This window comes from Photorhabdus akhurstii (assembly GCF_018448925.1).
Lineage (GTDB): Bacteria > Pseudomonadota > Gammaproteobacteria > Enterobacterales > Enterobacteriaceae > Photorhabdus > Photorhabdus akhurstii.
Window position 1 is genome coordinate 89795 of the sequence record NZ_RCWE01000016.1, and the last position, 16004, is coordinate 105798.

18 protein-coding genes and 2 pseudogenes are annotated in these 16004 nt (G+C 44.5%); all 20 read right to left on the minus strand.

Annotated features, from left to right (window positions below; genetic code table 11):
- Window positions 1–176 precede the first annotated feature (176 nt).
- Window positions 177–485, minus strand: coding sequence for a hypothetical protein (locus tag EAE93_RS16600; protein ID WP_214040128.1), 309 nt, complete (start codon window positions 483–485; stop codon window positions 177–179).
- 773 nt (window positions 486–1258) lie between these two features.
- Window positions 1259–1921, minus strand: coding sequence for an Imm43 family immunity protein (locus EAE93_RS16605; protein WP_250151066.1), 663 nt, complete (start codon window positions 1919–1921; stop codon window positions 1259–1261).
- A 441-nt stretch (window positions 1922–2362) separates the two neighbouring features.
- Window positions 2363–2737: an SMI1/KNR4 family protein gene (locus EAE93_RS16610; RefSeq protein WP_214040130.1), complete on the minus strand. Its 375-nt coding sequence runs from the start codon at window positions 2735–2737 to the stop codon at window positions 2363–2365.
- Window positions 2738–2739: 2 nt separating this feature from the next.
- Window positions 2740–3153, minus strand: a complete 414-nt coding sequence (locus EAE93_RS16615; RefSeq protein WP_214040131.1) for an HNH/ENDO VII family nuclease — start codon at window positions 3151–3153, stop codon at window positions 2740–2742.
- A gap of 9 nt (window positions 3154–3162) precedes the next feature.
- A pseudogene (locus EAE93_RS25125) lies at window positions 3163–3273 on the minus strand (RHS repeat-associated core domain-containing protein); the annotation flags it as partial.
- A 212-nt stretch (window positions 3274–3485) separates the two neighbouring features.
- Entirely contained in the window at window positions 3486–3821 is a 336-nt protein-coding gene (locus EAE93_RS16625) for a hypothetical protein (protein WP_214040132.1), read from the minus strand.
- Window positions 3814–4224: a hypothetical protein gene (locus EAE93_RS16630; RefSeq protein ID WP_214040133.1), complete on the minus strand. Its 411-nt coding sequence runs from the start codon at window positions 4222–4224 to the stop codon at window positions 3814–3816. Before EAE93_RS16630 ends, EAE93_RS16625 begins: the two co-directional genes overlap by 8 nt.
- 85 nt (window positions 4225–4309) lie before the next feature.
- Window positions 4310–4702, minus strand: a complete 393-nt coding sequence (locus EAE93_RS16635; RefSeq protein WP_214040134.1) for an immunity 50 family protein — start codon at window positions 4700–4702, stop codon at window positions 4310–4312.
- A 9-nt stretch (window positions 4703–4711) separates the two neighbouring features.
- Entirely contained in the window at window positions 4712–4873 is a 162-nt protein-coding gene (locus EAE93_RS25620) for an HNH/endonuclease VII fold putative polymorphic toxin (protein WP_214040148.1), read from the minus strand.
- Window positions 4874–4975: 102 nt separating this feature from the next.
- Window positions 4976–5356, minus strand: coding sequence for a hypothetical protein (locus tag EAE93_RS16645; RefSeq protein ID WP_036814391.1), 381 nt, complete (start codon window positions 5354–5356; stop codon window positions 4976–4978).
- A 9-nt stretch (window positions 5357–5365) separates the two neighbouring features.
- Window positions 5366–5860: pseudogene (locus EAE93_RS25625) on the minus strand (HNH/endonuclease VII fold putative polymorphic toxin); the annotation flags it as partial.
- Between the two features lie 108 nt (window positions 5861–5968).
- Complete coding sequence (locus EAE93_RS16655) at window positions 5969–6409, minus strand: hypothetical protein (RefSeq protein WP_214040135.1); 441 nt, start codon at window positions 6407–6409, stop codon at window positions 5969–5971.
- A gap of 372 nt (window positions 6410–6781) precedes the next feature.
- Window positions 6782–6910: an RHS repeat-associated core domain-containing protein gene (locus tag EAE93_RS25135; protein ID WP_269468845.1), complete on the minus strand. Its 129-nt coding sequence runs from the start codon at window positions 6908–6910 to the stop codon at window positions 6782–6784.
- 214 nt (window positions 6911–7124) lie between these two features.
- Window positions 7125–7430, minus strand: a complete 306-nt coding sequence (locus EAE93_RS16660; RefSeq protein WP_214040136.1) for a hypothetical protein — start codon at window positions 7428–7430, stop codon at window positions 7125–7127.
- Entirely contained in the window at window positions 7430–7588 is a 159-nt protein-coding gene (locus EAE93_RS25630; protein ID WP_214040137.1) for a toxin C-terminal domain-containing protein, read from the minus strand. The genes EAE93_RS16660 and EAE93_RS25630 overlap by 1 nt, the downstream gene beginning before the upstream one ends.
- 136 nt (window positions 7589–7724) lie before the next feature.
- Entirely contained in the window at window positions 7725–8273 is a 549-nt protein-coding gene (locus EAE93_RS16670; protein WP_214040138.1) for a hypothetical protein, read from the minus strand.
- Complete coding sequence (locus tag EAE93_RS16675) at window positions 8270–12844, minus strand: RHS repeat-associated core domain-containing protein (protein WP_250151068.1); 4575 nt, start codon at window positions 12842–12844, stop codon at window positions 8270–8272. The genes EAE93_RS16670 and EAE93_RS16675 overlap by 4 nt, the downstream gene beginning before the upstream one ends.
- Before the next feature lie 15 nt (window positions 12845–12859).
- Window positions 12860–13312 (minus strand): DcrB-related protein, encoded by a 453-nt coding sequence (locus tag EAE93_RS16680; RefSeq protein WP_214040139.1) that lies wholly within the window; start codon window positions 13310–13312, stop codon window positions 12860–12862.
- 57 nt (window positions 13313–13369) lie between these two features.
- The gene (locus EAE93_RS16685; RefSeq protein ID WP_051560905.1) at window positions 13370–13738 is read right to left on the minus strand and encodes a hypothetical protein; all 369 of its coding nucleotides are present in this window, start codon (window positions 13736–13738) and stop codon (window positions 13370–13372) included.
- The coding region (tssI, locus tag EAE93_RS25340) for a type VI secretion system tip protein TssI/VgrG (RefSeq protein WP_214040140.1) at window positions 13732–16004 on the minus strand (2273 nt) is incomplete at its 5' end. The genes tssI and EAE93_RS16685, both read right to left, overlap by 7 nt.

Consider the following 16004-nt stretch of genomic DNA (forward strand, 5'->3'; position numbering starts at 1 on the left):
CAGTTGGCCCTAGTATTGTGGGTATGCGCCACGGTAGATCAATAAGAACATCGGAAGATCTGGTGATTGTGAACTTCCTTTCTAAATCTAGTCATTAAATGTTGAATCTAGTTTTTGAGGGAAGTTCATTTATAATTTCATTAGCTATTCTTCAAAAGAATAGGATTGAAAATAACTCATGTCTTTTTATCTTTTTTTATACCGCACGGCATAACTCCTTTTTTAAATATAGAAAATATTTCTTCTAATTTAGAGTCTTGATTAAAAGAGAATAAATATCGATAAATGCTTGTTATATTTAACCTGTTATTACATTTGTCATTTACTTCATTTAGAAAGTTATCGTACTCTATGTTATCAACTAACCCTTGTTTCTTTCTTATAAGATATAGTTTTCTTTTTCTCATATTTTCTTTAACTTGATCCTGGGTCGATATTTTTATTCTGTCAAGGATATCCTTTTTTTGCTGTTTTATAATCCTCATGAAGATAAAACTCGGATACCAGATCAGAGAAAAAATCACTCCAAACCATATAAGTTACATGGTACGTCTTGATCGAAAAGAAGCTTTAATGCCCTATCTTTATTATGAATAATTTCATATTCATTAAATTCTTCAATAGAACCGGATAAAAAATCCGAACTTTTAAAGAATTCAACAGGTTCCATATAAAAATTTATTATCTCACCCAGATTAAATTATCCTAAAATTTTACTCCAGAGATCAAAGATGCTTTGTCTTACTTTTTAATTTACGTCTTCCCCCTGAATATTAGTGTTATACCTATCTTTGGATTTAATAATATTGCTATTCTCCATATCTTTTTTAGCTATATTTTGGATGTTAGATACTTGTTTCGATATGGTATTAATTGATTGATGTAGATTTATTTTATCCAGAGCATTGCATCAGTATATCCGTGATTACCTTGATGCCTTGCCATTGCACTAATCCGTCGGCGTGGCATGGGTATTCACCTCGGTAAGAAAGAATCCCGCCGGAAGTGATTCCGGCTTTTTGCTGTTTCAGAAAGAAAACAGAATAAAATAGCTAAAATATATCCTATGTATATATTTAATATGAATTTTATATTTTTCTGTATTATTACTTTTTTTATCTTCTTATTTATTTTATATTTTTGTGGTTTTAAGTTATATATTTAATATATAATATCAATCTTGTAAAATATTTATTTTAAGCATAAAAATAACAAAGCCGAAAGATCACGGGGATCTTCCCGGCTTTTTACTATTAGCTTAGGGTAATTTTATTTTCCCTTTTTTGAAATTAACTTTAATGTCGTACTTAAAATCTACACAATAGTGATTCAAGACTTCATCTAATTTAATTAGTTTTATTCCTTTGATATTTTCTTTAATTAGTCTGTTAGCGACTTTTTCTGACATAAAGATAAATCCTGCTAATAAAGTAGTCCGTATTGAAAAAATATCATAATTTAATGATTCATTATGAAAAGATAATTTATGAGGAATTAAATTTCCATATTTATCTTTTTCCAATATTGAATATTTTTCATTTATAAATAACTCCTTGTCAGTAAAAAAAAGATAATTTAATGAGTTATTGATAATTTTTCCATCTTTAATAGATGTCGCAATTAATTTTTTTAAAACATGATCACTTAATTTAAACTCATTGATAATATCGAAAAATCTATCAGATAGGATATGAGCCATATTGTGTTGATAATAATTTAACCCTAATTTTCCAATATTTTTATTACATAACAAATATAAAGTGTCAGGGCATTCCTTATCTAATAGATAATAAGGTATATCATGCTTGGAACCTTCATAATCCCATTTTTCATTAATTTGCTTTTCGGTATCTACTATAGCATGAAGATATCTTGGCATTAGTGAAGAATTATAATCGTTCATTAATACATAATAATTCATTAATTTAATATCCCACATTTGGTTGTAGACACTTGACCAGACCATATTTTATTTTTCATATCCATCTGATTATTGTTTTTAAAATCATATTTTCTTCATATGGATGAAAAGCATCATTAAGAATCATTCCAATTATATTGTCCTGCTCATGGATAAAGAAAATTTCATTTTCTAAGAAATATAACCTTGACAATAAACTGGATTTTTTTAAGACGGAATTAAACCATTGGATTCATTCTCTTATAAATATACCATCGATAAGCTCCAATCGGCGCTGGCTTACCGTGGGTATGTGCCAAAATAGATCATAACAAGGCCGCAAGATCATGGAGGATCTTTCTGGCCTTGATTGTTTATCTATACATCGATATTATTCTATTACCTTTAAATATCATCCACGTTGCTTTCGTCAAAATACCATATTAAAAAATCGTTAAACGTTTACCATCGTGGGCTTATTTTGCCTTTCATAAAAGTATCATATTCGGATAGATTAAAATCATAAACTGAACCATTCTTCTTGTTAAATAAATACATACCCTCACTTTCATCTGAAGTTAAAGGAATATATTCATCAGGTAAATCATATCTATCTTTTACATAATAAAATTGCTCTTTTATATCATCAATATCTAATAAGTCAGCTATTGGTTTGGGACTGATCAGATCGCAATATATTTCCTGATAGAAAGATGAGAACTCTGATGAAAGGTCTATATCCAGAGAATGTATAGTATCAATACAATTAATTTTATCCTCTCTTAAGATATACGAACCTTTGGACTTAATATAATTACTTACTTTTTCTGGTATCATGATCAGCCTCCACATTTAGTATTCCTGCGATCTAACTTTTGTCTAGCTCTTTCTTCGCAATATTGTTTCCTGTCGGCATCGAATGCTTTTCTATCGACTGGGTAATCAGGGTGTTGTTTATTTCCATAAGGGTGTAATGCTTCTTTTCCTTTGCCACTACGTGCTCTATGGGTGATATTACTAACTTCAAACAAAGCCCCCCTGGCATCTTGACGTGAATGATGCAGATTTAGTTGAGCAGGTTTACCATCCTTTATTACATAAGGTGTACCTCCCATCATTGTACGCTGTAAGTTAGTTTTCCCTTTGACTTTTAGATCCCAATCAATTTGTTGTTGATAAACATCATATGTATAGCCGGTCCCTTTATTTGCAGTCGAAGTCCATGAAACTTTATCTACAAAGAACTGATTCAACCCCAGAGGGTCAATCCAATTGACTGGATCATGGATATAGCTATACGGATTAAATCCACCCAGCAGCCCAATCGGGTCGGCACAGAGATATTGCCCGGTCTCGTTACTTATCCTTTGCAGCGCTTTACGCCAAACACCCGAGGTAGGAGCCGGATGCGTTAGTAGCGCACGTCCGGATCTGTGCGGGGGAGCCGGTAACGGCTATTCCTACTGCGACCGATCAAAGATGCGATCGCTAAGCTTCAATCTGCTCTGGCTTACCGTGGGTATTCGCCAAGATAGATCATAAATAAGGCCGGAAGATCATGGGGATCTTTCCGGCTTTTTTTAATTTATTTAAACTTAAAAGGATGAAGTGCTTCTTTGAATATTTCTTGTAATACACTTTCGTTCATTTTATTTATACTTTTCTCTTGATCATCATTGATTTTTTTCATGACAAAATTTTCGTTATTAATATTCCTCTTACTATAAAATTCTCTGGCTGCTTTTCCAAAGCAATCAATGTCAATTAATTTATCAAAAAAACTATTAATTGAATAACTGCTTGCATATTGTAGTGATTCATTTTCTTCACAAGAAAATTTAACGTACATTATTAGTTTTTTCAATGCATTAACTTCATCCTGTGTAATATCTATAGTTTTACTTTCTATATATTCAACCACCGCATTTACTCCTAGCATCGAGTTGGTTATTAGTCATTTTATTACGTGTTTCATAATCTAAATATGACACAATAGAATATGGATTTTTTCCGGCATGTAAAATTTCCTTCATTTTCAATTTTCCTGAATGAATATATTCAAACTCAGAAACTTTATTAATATTATTCAGTTGTACAGAATCAGCTTTAAATATAATCGCGTAATCACCACGTCCCACATACTTAGGATTATTGATGAGGAGATTTCGTGTAACATTATCAGGTGTCATAAGTATGTCGGTTACATAGACTTTTCCCTGACTATTAGGATTAAGAACGCCGGTTTTCATTATACTGTCAAAACCAGCTTTATCCGTATAATGGATAAAAGTATTTTCACCAAGTAACCCAAGTAGGTCATCCAATTGACCGGATCATGGACATATCTGTATGCCAAGATAGATCATCAGAAAGCCGGAAGATCTCGTGGGATCTTTTCGGCTATTTATATTATTTAGTCCATCGTACATCCCAATGCGGTGTAATATCCTCTATTACCATTGTTCTGGTAGAACAATGGAGGTAAAAGTCATCATTTTTTATTGTAATTTCTGTTTTTTCCTTCGTTGATTCAATAATGGGAGCACATTCAAATGCAACTCCTCCCCCATTAATTTCCAATACAGAAACATCAATACATGTCAATGTGATCATAAAACAATTAAACTTTTTCCTCCTCCATTTTTCTGGAATAACGTTTGGTATATTTTTGCTACAGAAAAAAAGTTTTAATCTAGATGTGTCATAATATAAAAATTGTTCAAATTCAATATGTTCCATCGATAGTTCATTATTAAATATGAACTTAATTTTTTCTTTAAAAATAGCATGATCAAACCACATTTATTTGCCTCAAGGAAAATTATAATGTTCTGGTAATCCATCGACACTTTTGTTTCTAAATCCATCTCCAGACTCAGGATTATATTCTCTAGGATTAAAATGAGGCCCCTGATTTCCAGGAGTCCCCGGTGGGCCATATATATGCCTTGCTGAATGTTCCTGTATTACTATTTTATTCCTTTATTTATATTCTTATTTATTTTATATTTTATCGATTTTAAGCATAAAAATAACAAAGCCGGAAAGATCACGGGGATCTTTCCGGCTTAAACATTATTTACTATATATATCACATCGTTGGAACGTTAAGGCTTCCAACTCCAAAGAAACACTCCACTCGTCTCCTTTGAGATTGAAAGAGTAAAAATCACCTTTTTCTAAAAAAATTAATTCAGATGAAGTGATCTTCTGCCAGTTAACTATTTCAACTTTTCTCAAAAACTGACCAATGATTTTAATAACAATGACATTATAATCTTTCCCCCACACTCCCCATTTAGCGACTTCTTTTTCTGGTCTTTGTGTTACATGGATATTTAGTGATACCTGATCTGCTATATCAAGTCCAACTTGTCCAAGAAGAATGTCATCTTTTAATCCTTCAGGAAAAAGTGAAGTTAAGAATTTGTTATTTATGACTTCAATAATGTTCATGTTATTTCCCTAAAAGTTATAGTGACCATGAGTTCCCGGGACATCACCTGTATTCAAGTTATCGGGTGGCCTGACGTTAAAATGAGGTTCTGCTCCATGTAAAGGTGCTGCTTTTGCGTGCCCTAAGCTGTGTTCTTGAATAATTACCGTAGAACCATTTTTATCTTTAAAATGATATTGCCGTGCTTCAATCGCAACGCCTTTGGAATCACGAATAAAATCACCATAACCATCTTTCAATTTAGCTTTGGATATTTCAAATGGATGCTGACTATTAGGGATTCCCGCATCTCTCTTGGCCTGCCTTAATGCATCACGACGACTTGTGCTTTCATAGGTCGTTTTCTTGTTCTTAGTCCCTGGACATCCAGCTAACCACAGCGGATCAATCCAATTGACTGGATCATGGACATACCCGTACGGGTTAATGCCACCGCTAAGATTTAGTGGGTCGGCACAGAGATATTGCCCGGTCCCGTTATTGTAATATCTAAAGCGATTATAGAGAGTGGATTAGCTAACTGAATGAACAATCCTCCATAAGGCCGGAAGATCACGGGGATTTTTCCGGCTGATTTCATGGATTATTAATCTCCACTTTAAGACGATACTTTATATTTTACTTTTATCAGAACAAGCTATAGATATAAATTCTTCAAAATCACTATTTTTATTTAACTTACCAATTTCGAATGCTGGAGCTATATGATTAGAAAAAATAAACATATATCTTGATGCTATTTTTGCAGCATCAAATCTATTATTTGCCACCTGTTCACCAGTATATATCCCTTCATTGTCTTTCTTTCCAAGAAAAATAGAAAGATCAATATCATAAAAACAAGAATAATTTCCACTGTAATCTTCTGAGTTAAACAGCCTGCCATGTATTGACACTACTGCTATAATTTCTTTAGTCGTAGACAATGGATAATTAGCTCTAGAGATAAATATATCATTACGAAAGAAAGCGTCTTCTACTAAAAAATGCTCCTCCTCATTAGATATATCAGCTAAAACACTTGGAGATACATCATACATGTTGTTTTTCATAGTAAACCAACCTGCCGGAATATGAAAGCATTCTAACGGGTTGTATTTCTGGAAAATATTAATCATCATTTAACCTTTTTCAAATAGCCATAATAATCCTGAGCAGAAATAGGATGCCCATGAAATTCATTTGTACTTTTTGTTACTTCAACTCGCATATATTGGGTGGGTTTACCATTGTTATATCCAATATTTCTCCCAGAATCGTAAATATAATAATCGGAACCTCCTGGTTGAGGAGAATATGTACCTTTTTGCAAGGCTTCTTTTTCTATTATGTTTCTAAATTTAGTTGCTTGATCACCTGTTATTTTCCCATGCCCAATACTCTCATCCCAATATTGGGCTGCCCCTCCTTTGCTAGAAAGCCCCTTAGCTTCTTCTTGCTCGGTCTTCCTTCGCTAGTTTGCTTTCTTGCTCTAACGCATTACCACAATCTTTTCCAGCTAACCCCAGCGGGTCAATCCAGTTGACCGGATCATGGACATAGCTGTATACCAAGATAGATCATCAGAAAGCCGGAAGATCTCGTGGGATCTTTCCGGCCTATATATTGTATTAGATATTATTCATCTAAATATGGAGATCTATATCTTTGTACTGTAAGTAAAGTATTTATTTTATCTATGCATTCCTGTGGATCTATTTTTGATACAAAATACATATAAAAATCATATCCAAAATGAAATTCGCATTGATCTGATATGAGTTTGCACTATATATCTTCTCTCAAAATTGACTGAATTATGTTTCTTAATTGGCTGATATCTATAGATTCACCGTCAAGATAAGAAACTTCGTCAATATTTACTTCTAGCTCTTTGATTCTGAGGAGATTAATTTTCAAGCAGTGACATAAGTTAATAACATAATCTATATATTGATTTTCAATCTTCTCATATTCATCTTTTTCTACCTTTTGACCAATATCAAAAAAACTAGTCCATTCATCAGAACTAGAAAAAATATCGCCATTTTCATTGGTATTATTATATTTTGTTATTCTGTATGAATATTTCATTAGTCACCTATCCTATTCAGGTCAGCATCATACGTTCCCGATCTTGTTCGTCTACTGCCTAGATTTTTCACACTATCGGCAGCCTTCCAGACACCACCATTATGTTGATCAACATCAGGCGTAATATATTTCATTTTGTTCGATGCTTTTTTATTCATATAAAAAAGAAAATTTCATTCTCTTATAAATATATCATCGATAAGCTCCAATCGGCGCGGGCTTACCGTGGGTATGTGCCAAAATAGATCATAACAAGGCCGGAAGATCGCGGGGATCTTTCCGGCTTTATTTATATTAACTTATATCAAAATTGATTTTTTTATCATACAAGTGATTTAATAATTCTCTTTTCATATTCAGATGGTGATCCAAATCAGTTTTAAAACCATATTGATTTATTGCATCGATAACGTTTTCAGAAAAAAACTGCATCAAAAAATTAACTTCATCGATCATTGAATTTCTTTCATTAACTATTTTATCAAATGAATAGAAGCTTACTTTAGATTTTCCTTTATATAAAGATAATGTTATTTGATAACGGATTGCACCATAATTAAATATATCTTCTTGTTCTGAATCAAGATCTTCTTTGTAGAACAAGCATCCAACATCAATAACACCTTTCATGTATATATTATTTCCAACAAAACATTCACTATATGAATAAAATATATTGGATGAGAAAAAAATATCTTTTATCAAAAATTTATCATCATTACTTAATTTATTAAATATATTTAGATCAGCGTCAATTAGGTGGTTTTTAGCTATAAGCCATCCTGATGGCGCATACATTTTTTTTAAAGGAAACAAGTTATGTATTTTCTGAATTATATTCATTTTTTAGATCTCATATACGCATTGTAATCACTTTGTGATATTGGGTGTCCATGAAATTCAGGGTTAGGAGAATTGGTAACTTCCACTCTCAAATATTGAGTTGGCTTGCCATTATTATATCCAATTGGAGATCCTGCATCGTGAATATAATAAGATGAACCTTTATTATCGCCTAGGTTAATTTCTGCGCCATTACTTAACGCATCTTTTTCTACCTTATTTCTAAAAGCAGTAACTTGTTGTGCTGTTGCATTGTTAGGTAAGTTATCCCCCCAATATTGTGCTGTCCCTCCATTTGAAGAAAGAGATTTAGCTTTTTCTTGAGTTCTAGCTTTAGTGTGCTTTTCATATGCAGCAGATCGAGAATGGTATCTTCTTCTGCGGTCATCTTTTTTAGCCAATACTTCTGGACAAGATGTCAGCCCGAAAGGATCAATCCAATTGACTGGATCATGGACATAGCTGTACGGGTTAAATCCACCTGCTAATCCTATCGGGTCGGCACAGAGATATTGCCCGGTCTCGTTATCGTAATACCTAAAACGATTATAGTATAGCCCGCTTTCCTCGTCTTCATACTGACCGGCGAACCTGAGATGACACGTCAGATTCCGCGGGTCATTGACCGTCAGCACCGGCCAGCATTCCGGCTCGCCCCAGGTGAGTAACCGGCCGGCCCATATCAGTTCCCCGGCCTCGGTCAAAATTTCCCGTACCGTCCCCTGGTGGTCGCTCACGACATAATATAGCTGGCCTTTTTCAAACCGGGCCGAAGGGGTCAGGGCGCCCGGCTCATACAGCCAGTGAATACTGTGTGCATAGTCAACGGTGCCGTCCGCCCGGACCGGCGTCTCTTCAATCAGCTGCTCCCCGCTCCACAGGTAATCATAGCCGATTATCGCGGTCGGTTTCACCGGCGGTCCGGCGGCGTCTGTCTCCTGCCGCTTGCTAATCCGTCGCCCGAAAGCATCATAGCAATAACGCCAGCGCACCCCTTCCGGGCTGATAAACCCGGTCAGCCGGTCGTGCGCGTCCCAGCGGTAGCGCCTGGTCCGCGGCCGGTAGCCCCGGCGCTGTTCGGTTTTCTCTGTCCGCCGCCCGTTTTCATCGTAGCGATACGTGCAGGCGCCGTGCTGAATCACCCGCCCCGCCTGCTGGGTGTGGTAGCTCTGGCGCAGGTCTTCACTGAGCCGTTCCGGCACCCGTTTTTGGTAATGCAGGTGCTGGCCGGCGTCGTACACAAACAGTTCATCACAGGCCCGCATTCCGCCAAACTGCGCGGTCACCACCTGGTCATTCACATTGTAGCCGTAGCGCGTCTCGTCCCAGCGGGTGTCTTCTATGCAGGCCACGTTGTAGGCCGGGGTGTAATGCCAGTGGCGGGTCACCGCGCTGCCCCGCGGCGGGAAATGCGGGTCGGCCTCGTACAGGGTCTGCTTGAACCAGTCGGAGCTGCGCCCGGCGGTCTGATGGGCCAGCAGTCCCACCGGGGTGTAAGCGTGTGACTGGATAAAGCCGGCGGCGCTTTCCCGCGCGATTTCCCGGCCCAGCCCGTCATGCTGCATCTGCAACGGGGCATGGCCGTCAAGCTGCCACTGCATCAGCCGGCCGTTGAGGCCGTAGTACCAACTGACCGCGGGCTGGGTGTCCGCCTGGTATCCGGCGGGCAGGCCGCTCATCGGGTCCCACTGATGGCTGACGGCGCGTCCGTTAATTGTCTCCCGGGTCAGGCGGCCGGCTTCATCGTATTCAAACGCCACCACCGCGTCCGGGTTAGTGGCCCGGACCAGTCGTCCCTGCGCGTCGTGGTCGTAGGTGGTGACTGAGCATAACGTGCACCGGTCATCCTCTTCCTGCCACGCTTCCTGGCGGGTCAGGCGGTCATCGTCGGTGTAGCACCAGCGCAGCAGCTGGTGATTGGGGTAACGGGCAGTCAGGCGGCGTCCGGCGGCATCATACTGATAATGAATCGTCCGGCCGGTAAAATCGGTTTCGCTCATCACCCGGCCGGCCGGGTCATGGGTGTAGCGATACGTTTCACCGGTTTCATTGGTCACGGTTTGCAGGCGGGTCAGTCGGTCGTAGCCAAAGGTCAGGGCCGCGCCATCCGGGCGGGTGAGGCGGCTGAGCCGGTCAAAGGCGTCATAGGTATAGCGGGTGGTCCGGCCTTCCCCGTCGGTGACTGCCGAGACCCGGCGCTCGCTGTCGTAGTCAATCGTCTGACGAATGCCATCCGGTAACTGTATCTCGCTGACGCTGCCCGCCGGGCTGGCATGAAACGGGCTGTGGTGATAGTCGGTCTGCTGATGTAACGCGTCGGTGACCCGCAGCAGCCGGCCCAGTCCGTCGGTGTCAAACCGGGTCAGGGCGCCGTCCGGGGCCCGAATTTCACTGAGCTGCTGCCGCTCATAGCCGTAGCGCCAGGCGCGGCCGTCGGGCAGGACCTGGCGCAGGATTTCCCCGCGCGGCCCGTAACGGGTCTCTTCCACCCGCCCCTGGGGGTCGATAACGCTGTCCAGGTTGCCCTGTTCGTTGTAATGCAGTCGCCAGCGTGCGCCATCCGGCTGAGTGACCTGGGTAAGCTGGCCGTATTCATTGTAATCGTAAGCGGTGAGGTCACCGGTGGATGACAGCAGGCCGGTCAGCTCGCCGTAAGGGCTGTACTCATACGCGGTGGTCCGGCCCAGCGGGTCGGTTTCGGCGACTTTGCAACTGAAATCCCATTCGGTCCGGGTTTCATGGCCGAGCGGGTCCACCAGGCGGGTCACCAGGCCGTCGGCGTTATAGTGGTAGCGGGTACAGCCGCCTTCGGCATCGAAATAGGTGGTGACGCGGTGTTCGTCATCGTATTCAAAACGGTCCTGCCAGTACCCCTGCGGGGTGGTGGTGGCAATTACTCGGCTTGCTTTGTCATAGTGCACGGTGACATCGGTTTTATCGGTGTCGTGCCAGCGGGTCATGTTCCCCTGCGGACTGTATTCGTGCCACAGATGGTGAAACTGAAAGGTGTCACATTCCGCCAGATACCCTTGGTTATCATAGCGGCAGGTCACCAGCCGCTGGCGCTGTTCCGCGTGCAGCCAGTCAATGGCCGTGAGCTGCTGGTGTTCGTAGTGCAGCGCCAGGGTCGCCGTGTCGGCATGGACCAGGCGGGTCAGGCGGTGGTGTTTATCGTAATGAAAGACGGTCTGGTTGCCGTTGCGGTCTTCTATCAGGGACAGGCGGCGTTTATCCCCCTGCACCTCGGTAAAACTCAGTATCTGCTGAGTACGGCGGTTGAACAGACGCAGCTCGCCGTCGCGCCGGCCGTACAGCAGGTAATGCCCGGCATGGAGGTTGACCGAGAAGACGTTTTCCGTCGGGGTATGGAAGGTGTAAATCACCCCTTCGCCATCAGTGAAATGGGTTTCCTCGCCGTCGCGGCGCAGGTGCTGCGACCAGTCATCGGCCCATTTGGGGCCGAACAGCCCGGACAGGGCGGCGGTGGAGCGGTAAGTCCGGTTCAGGGTCAGCGGTAATACCCCCGGCAGGGCCAGCACCGGCCAGACCTGGAGGAAGTCGCCGGTCGCCACGTCGACCGGCTCGCCGGCTTTGCTACAGAGCTGACTGTCACAGCCGGTTTTTTTCACCGATGGGGTGGGTTCCGCCCCGGATTTGGCTTTGCCGCCGTTGTCTTTCCGGCCCCGTGGCAGCGGGAGCAGGCCGGCAATGGCGACCAGCCAGCGCAGGTCTTTGTTGCTGGCGGTCAGGATAGTCAGGGCGTCACCGGTTTGTGTGGTGAGGGCAATCGAGGCGGCGGCGCTGTTGATATTGGCGTCACAGGCGGTGCGGTGGCCCAGCCGGGCAATCGGCCTGCCGTTGGCAAACACGGTTTTGGCGCCTTCGGCAATCACCACCGGGCCGGGGTGGTCGCTGCACACAATTTTGTCCCCCTGACGGGCCACCGGCCGGCCTTCAAAAAAGACATCCGGCGACCCCTCGACAATCTGGCCTTTATTCGCCCCGTACTGCCCGAGCGCCGCGCCCACGGACGAGACCAGTCCGCCGACAAAACCGCCCGCCAGTCCGACCGCCGCCCCGGCGACCACGGCCATCGCCAGGCCGCCGGTCGCCACAACTAGCCCGCTGACGGCCACCGCCGCCAGCGCGCCGAGCAGCACGCCGCCCAGCGCCCCCCATAATCCGGCGCTTTTATTCTGGTGGGCAATCGCATCCCCGAGCCGGGCCGGGGCCTGGCCTTCGGTGGCGACGGTGCGCTGGCCCCAAAGCGACATCACGCCATGCGTGAGGCTTTCGCCGATATCACTGCCTATCTGCGCCCCCAGCTTCCCGGCGGCCACCCCGGCGACCAGCGGAAGGGCGGCGGAGGCGCCGCCCACGGCTACGGTATACGTTATTGCCGCCGCCAGCGAATGACGCTGAAAATCCTCACTTTCCAGATAATTCAGCACCGTATCGGCAGAAGAGCTGCCTTCGGTCGGCGGCGGAGCATTATCCGCGGCGGCCGTCTTTGTTTGGGGTGTACGCTGCGCGGCACCGGCCCCCAGCCAGGCCATCATCAATACGCTCATGGCTCCTCCCGGACACTATTGTGGGTTATCATCCCGGCGGGGCTGAAACGAGGTCATGATGGCCAGCATCTGCTCGCGCTGAGCCGGGGTCATGGCGCCGTTGCAGGTGCCGGTCAGAATCAGCACCTGGTGTGGCAGGTTGAGCATCATCATCAGCTGATGCAGGGGGCCCTGCGGGGCGGACCAGGTGAACTCGGCGGTCAGGGTGTCGCCGCCATTGAGCTGGCCGGGTTCCTGGGCGATAAGCTGCCAGTCTTTCAGCTGCTGACTGAGGGCGTTGATTTCGCGCCCGGCAAACTGGGGGAAGTCGAGGCCCCAGGGCAGGGTGTCGCGGGACACGGTGAAGCTGCTGCCGTTGTGGTCATCGGGGCTGGTGAGCACCAGCATGCTGACATCCCGCCAGTCGCGGGGCACGTTGAGGGTGCCGGCGTTAAAGTGAAAAGGGATGAAGGTATTTTCCTGCGTCATCGTATTTTCCTGCTAAAAAATGAGATAGAAAAAAGCAATTTATTTAATATGAAATCATTATTGGGCGTGCCACTTTCCGACTTCTGATAAAAGCAACTTCTTCCCTTGAGTAATTTCTAATATCCCGTCGAGATATATTGTATATGTCGTACCACGATTAATGAATTCATAACCATATAAGTTACAGGTTCCTGTCTGACAGTTTTTATTTAATGTTTTTCCTTTAAGTCTTAGCGTGGCGCTATCTTTTTTTCTTATTCCAGTATACACAACGTCATCACAGGTAACTTCACCTTCTGGGCAAAGAACATTAATAGTGATAATAAATTTTTCCGTTTCCAATGACGAAGTATAAGACGCAAACGATGTATAAGAATGGGAAATAGAAATAATCCCAATAAGAGTAGAAAATATTTTTTTTACCATTTTTCATAGACTCCATTATTAAATATTTTTAACTCAGCTGCTCGTCGGTTTATTAAGCCCTGATTGACCTTGCCCTGTGATTTATTCCATACTTTCCAGGCATCATCAATGCTGTCATAACCTGTCTTCGCATTTTCATCATTTATCATTTTGACAACAGATGATTTTTTGAATCCACCGATACCAATGTTATATGACAGCAAAACTAAAGCGTCGTACTCGTTTTGTTTTATTTCCTTTGTTATTCCATCATTTACCGCTTTTTCATAAGGTGCAAGAGTATCTTTGAAGAGCTGTTCTGCTTCATCTTCCGTAATGCCATTTTTATATGTATCCCATTCACTTTTTGAAATCAATTTACCATATCCGATAGTTGCCCCTTCAGTCCAGTTGTCTATATTTTTGCCTGTTTGGTCATTATATGGTTTCAATCGCAGTACTTCGATTTCTTTTAATAAATTCAATCCATCCTGGCTTATTGATTTTTCATTATCAGCTGAAATAGCACTGCTTTTGGGTTGAAGTGATTGGCTTGTAGGTGTTGCCGTAATCGGACTATTTACAGGTACAGATGGTTTTTTTCCTTCCTGACTTGTCGAGGGTAAAATTATAGGGGCAGTATCAGGAGCAGGAGATTTAGTTATTGTCGTAGGTGGAACAACACTGCTTTGACCACTACCGTTATTTAAGCCAATTTTGGAACCATTAATCAACACCCCGTCGGCGTTCAGGGTAATGACTGAGCCGCCAAAGGTGAGCGTGATATGCGTTTGGGTCATCTCAATGCTGCCCGCGCCGACGGTCAGGGTGATGTTGTCGCTGGCCGTATAGAACTGGGTGCCCTCGCCGGCTTTGCCCGCGGCGGCTTTCACCTGTATCTGGTTGGCTTCGGTGCTGCGCAGCCGGCAGATGGTTTCGGTGAGGCTGCCCTGTTCAACGCGGGTCTGTTCATCCCCGGTCTTTACCGCCACCTGGCGGTTGCCGGTTTCCACCACCAGGGTCTGGTCGTGTTTCACCACGGTGTGCATGTCCCGCTGGGCGTGCAGCGCCAGTTCCTCACTGCCTTTGGCATCCTCGAAGCGCAGCTCGTTGTAGCCTTCCCCTTTATGGGTTTTGGAACGAAAGGTCATCCGGGTTTTACTGCCCGGCAGGTCCCCCGGCGGGAGATTGCTGGCATGGTAGGTGCGTCCGGTGACAATCGGCTGGTCCGGGTCGCCGTTAAGAAAGTCCACCACCACTTCCTGACCGATACGCGGTATCGCCAGCATGCCCCAGCCCTGACCGGCCCAGGGCTGGGTGACTCGTATCCAGCAGGAGCTGTTATCGTTGCTCCGGCCGTAGCGGTCCCAGAGGAATTGCAGGCGGATACGGCCGTAGGAGTCGCAATAGATTTCTTCGCCGGCCGGGCCCACGACTTTGGCAATCTGCGGACCCTCCATCACCGGTTTGGGTAACGGGGCCGGGCGCCAGTGCTGATTGTCGGCAATGAAGGTGAAGTCGTTGCTCAGGGTGGTGCCGCTCTCCCCGGCGGTCTGTTCCAGCGCCTGCGGCTGGCTGCCCCGATGAGTGACGCTGACCAGCTGCCAGAGCCGGTTGAGGTCAGGCCGGGGATGGTGAGTCAGGGTGAACAGCACGCCGGGCCGCATCGTCGCGGCATTACTTTCCCCGTCGCCGGTCAGGGCGTTGTTGCGCAGGGCTTCCAGCCGGTAGCGGGTGAAGTCGGCGCCGTGCTGCCCGTCTTTGAAGCGGCCGGGAAAATCGAAGTGTTCGTACCCGGTATGCTGGAGGTCCTGTTCCCGCATCTGATGACGGAACTCCGCCGCCCAGGCCGGGTTTTTGAAGGTGTAATCTTTGAGCTCGACCACCGCCGGCCGCACCTGCGCCTGGCGGGTCAGCCGGGTAATGCACAGTTGCTGGGCCTGTTCGGCGTCTTCGGGGTGATAGGGCAGCACCGGGCCTTTGACGACAGAGCCCGCATCGTCGGCAAACACCAGGGTGTTTTTATTGCCGGTGAACTCAAAGCAGTAAAAAATCCCTTCTTCGGCGGTGAGCCGTTGCAGGAATTCAAAATCGGTTTCGCGGTACTGGACGCAGAACTCCCGTTCCGGGTGGGGATTGCGCAGACTGAACGCCACATCCCGGACGCCGTTCTCTTTGAGCAGGGTGGTGATGATGGTTTTGATATCCTGCTGCTGAAAAATCCGGGCATTCTGGCGCAGGGTGGCGCGCCACATATCGGGCCGGATGGTCATGTCATAGCGGGTCT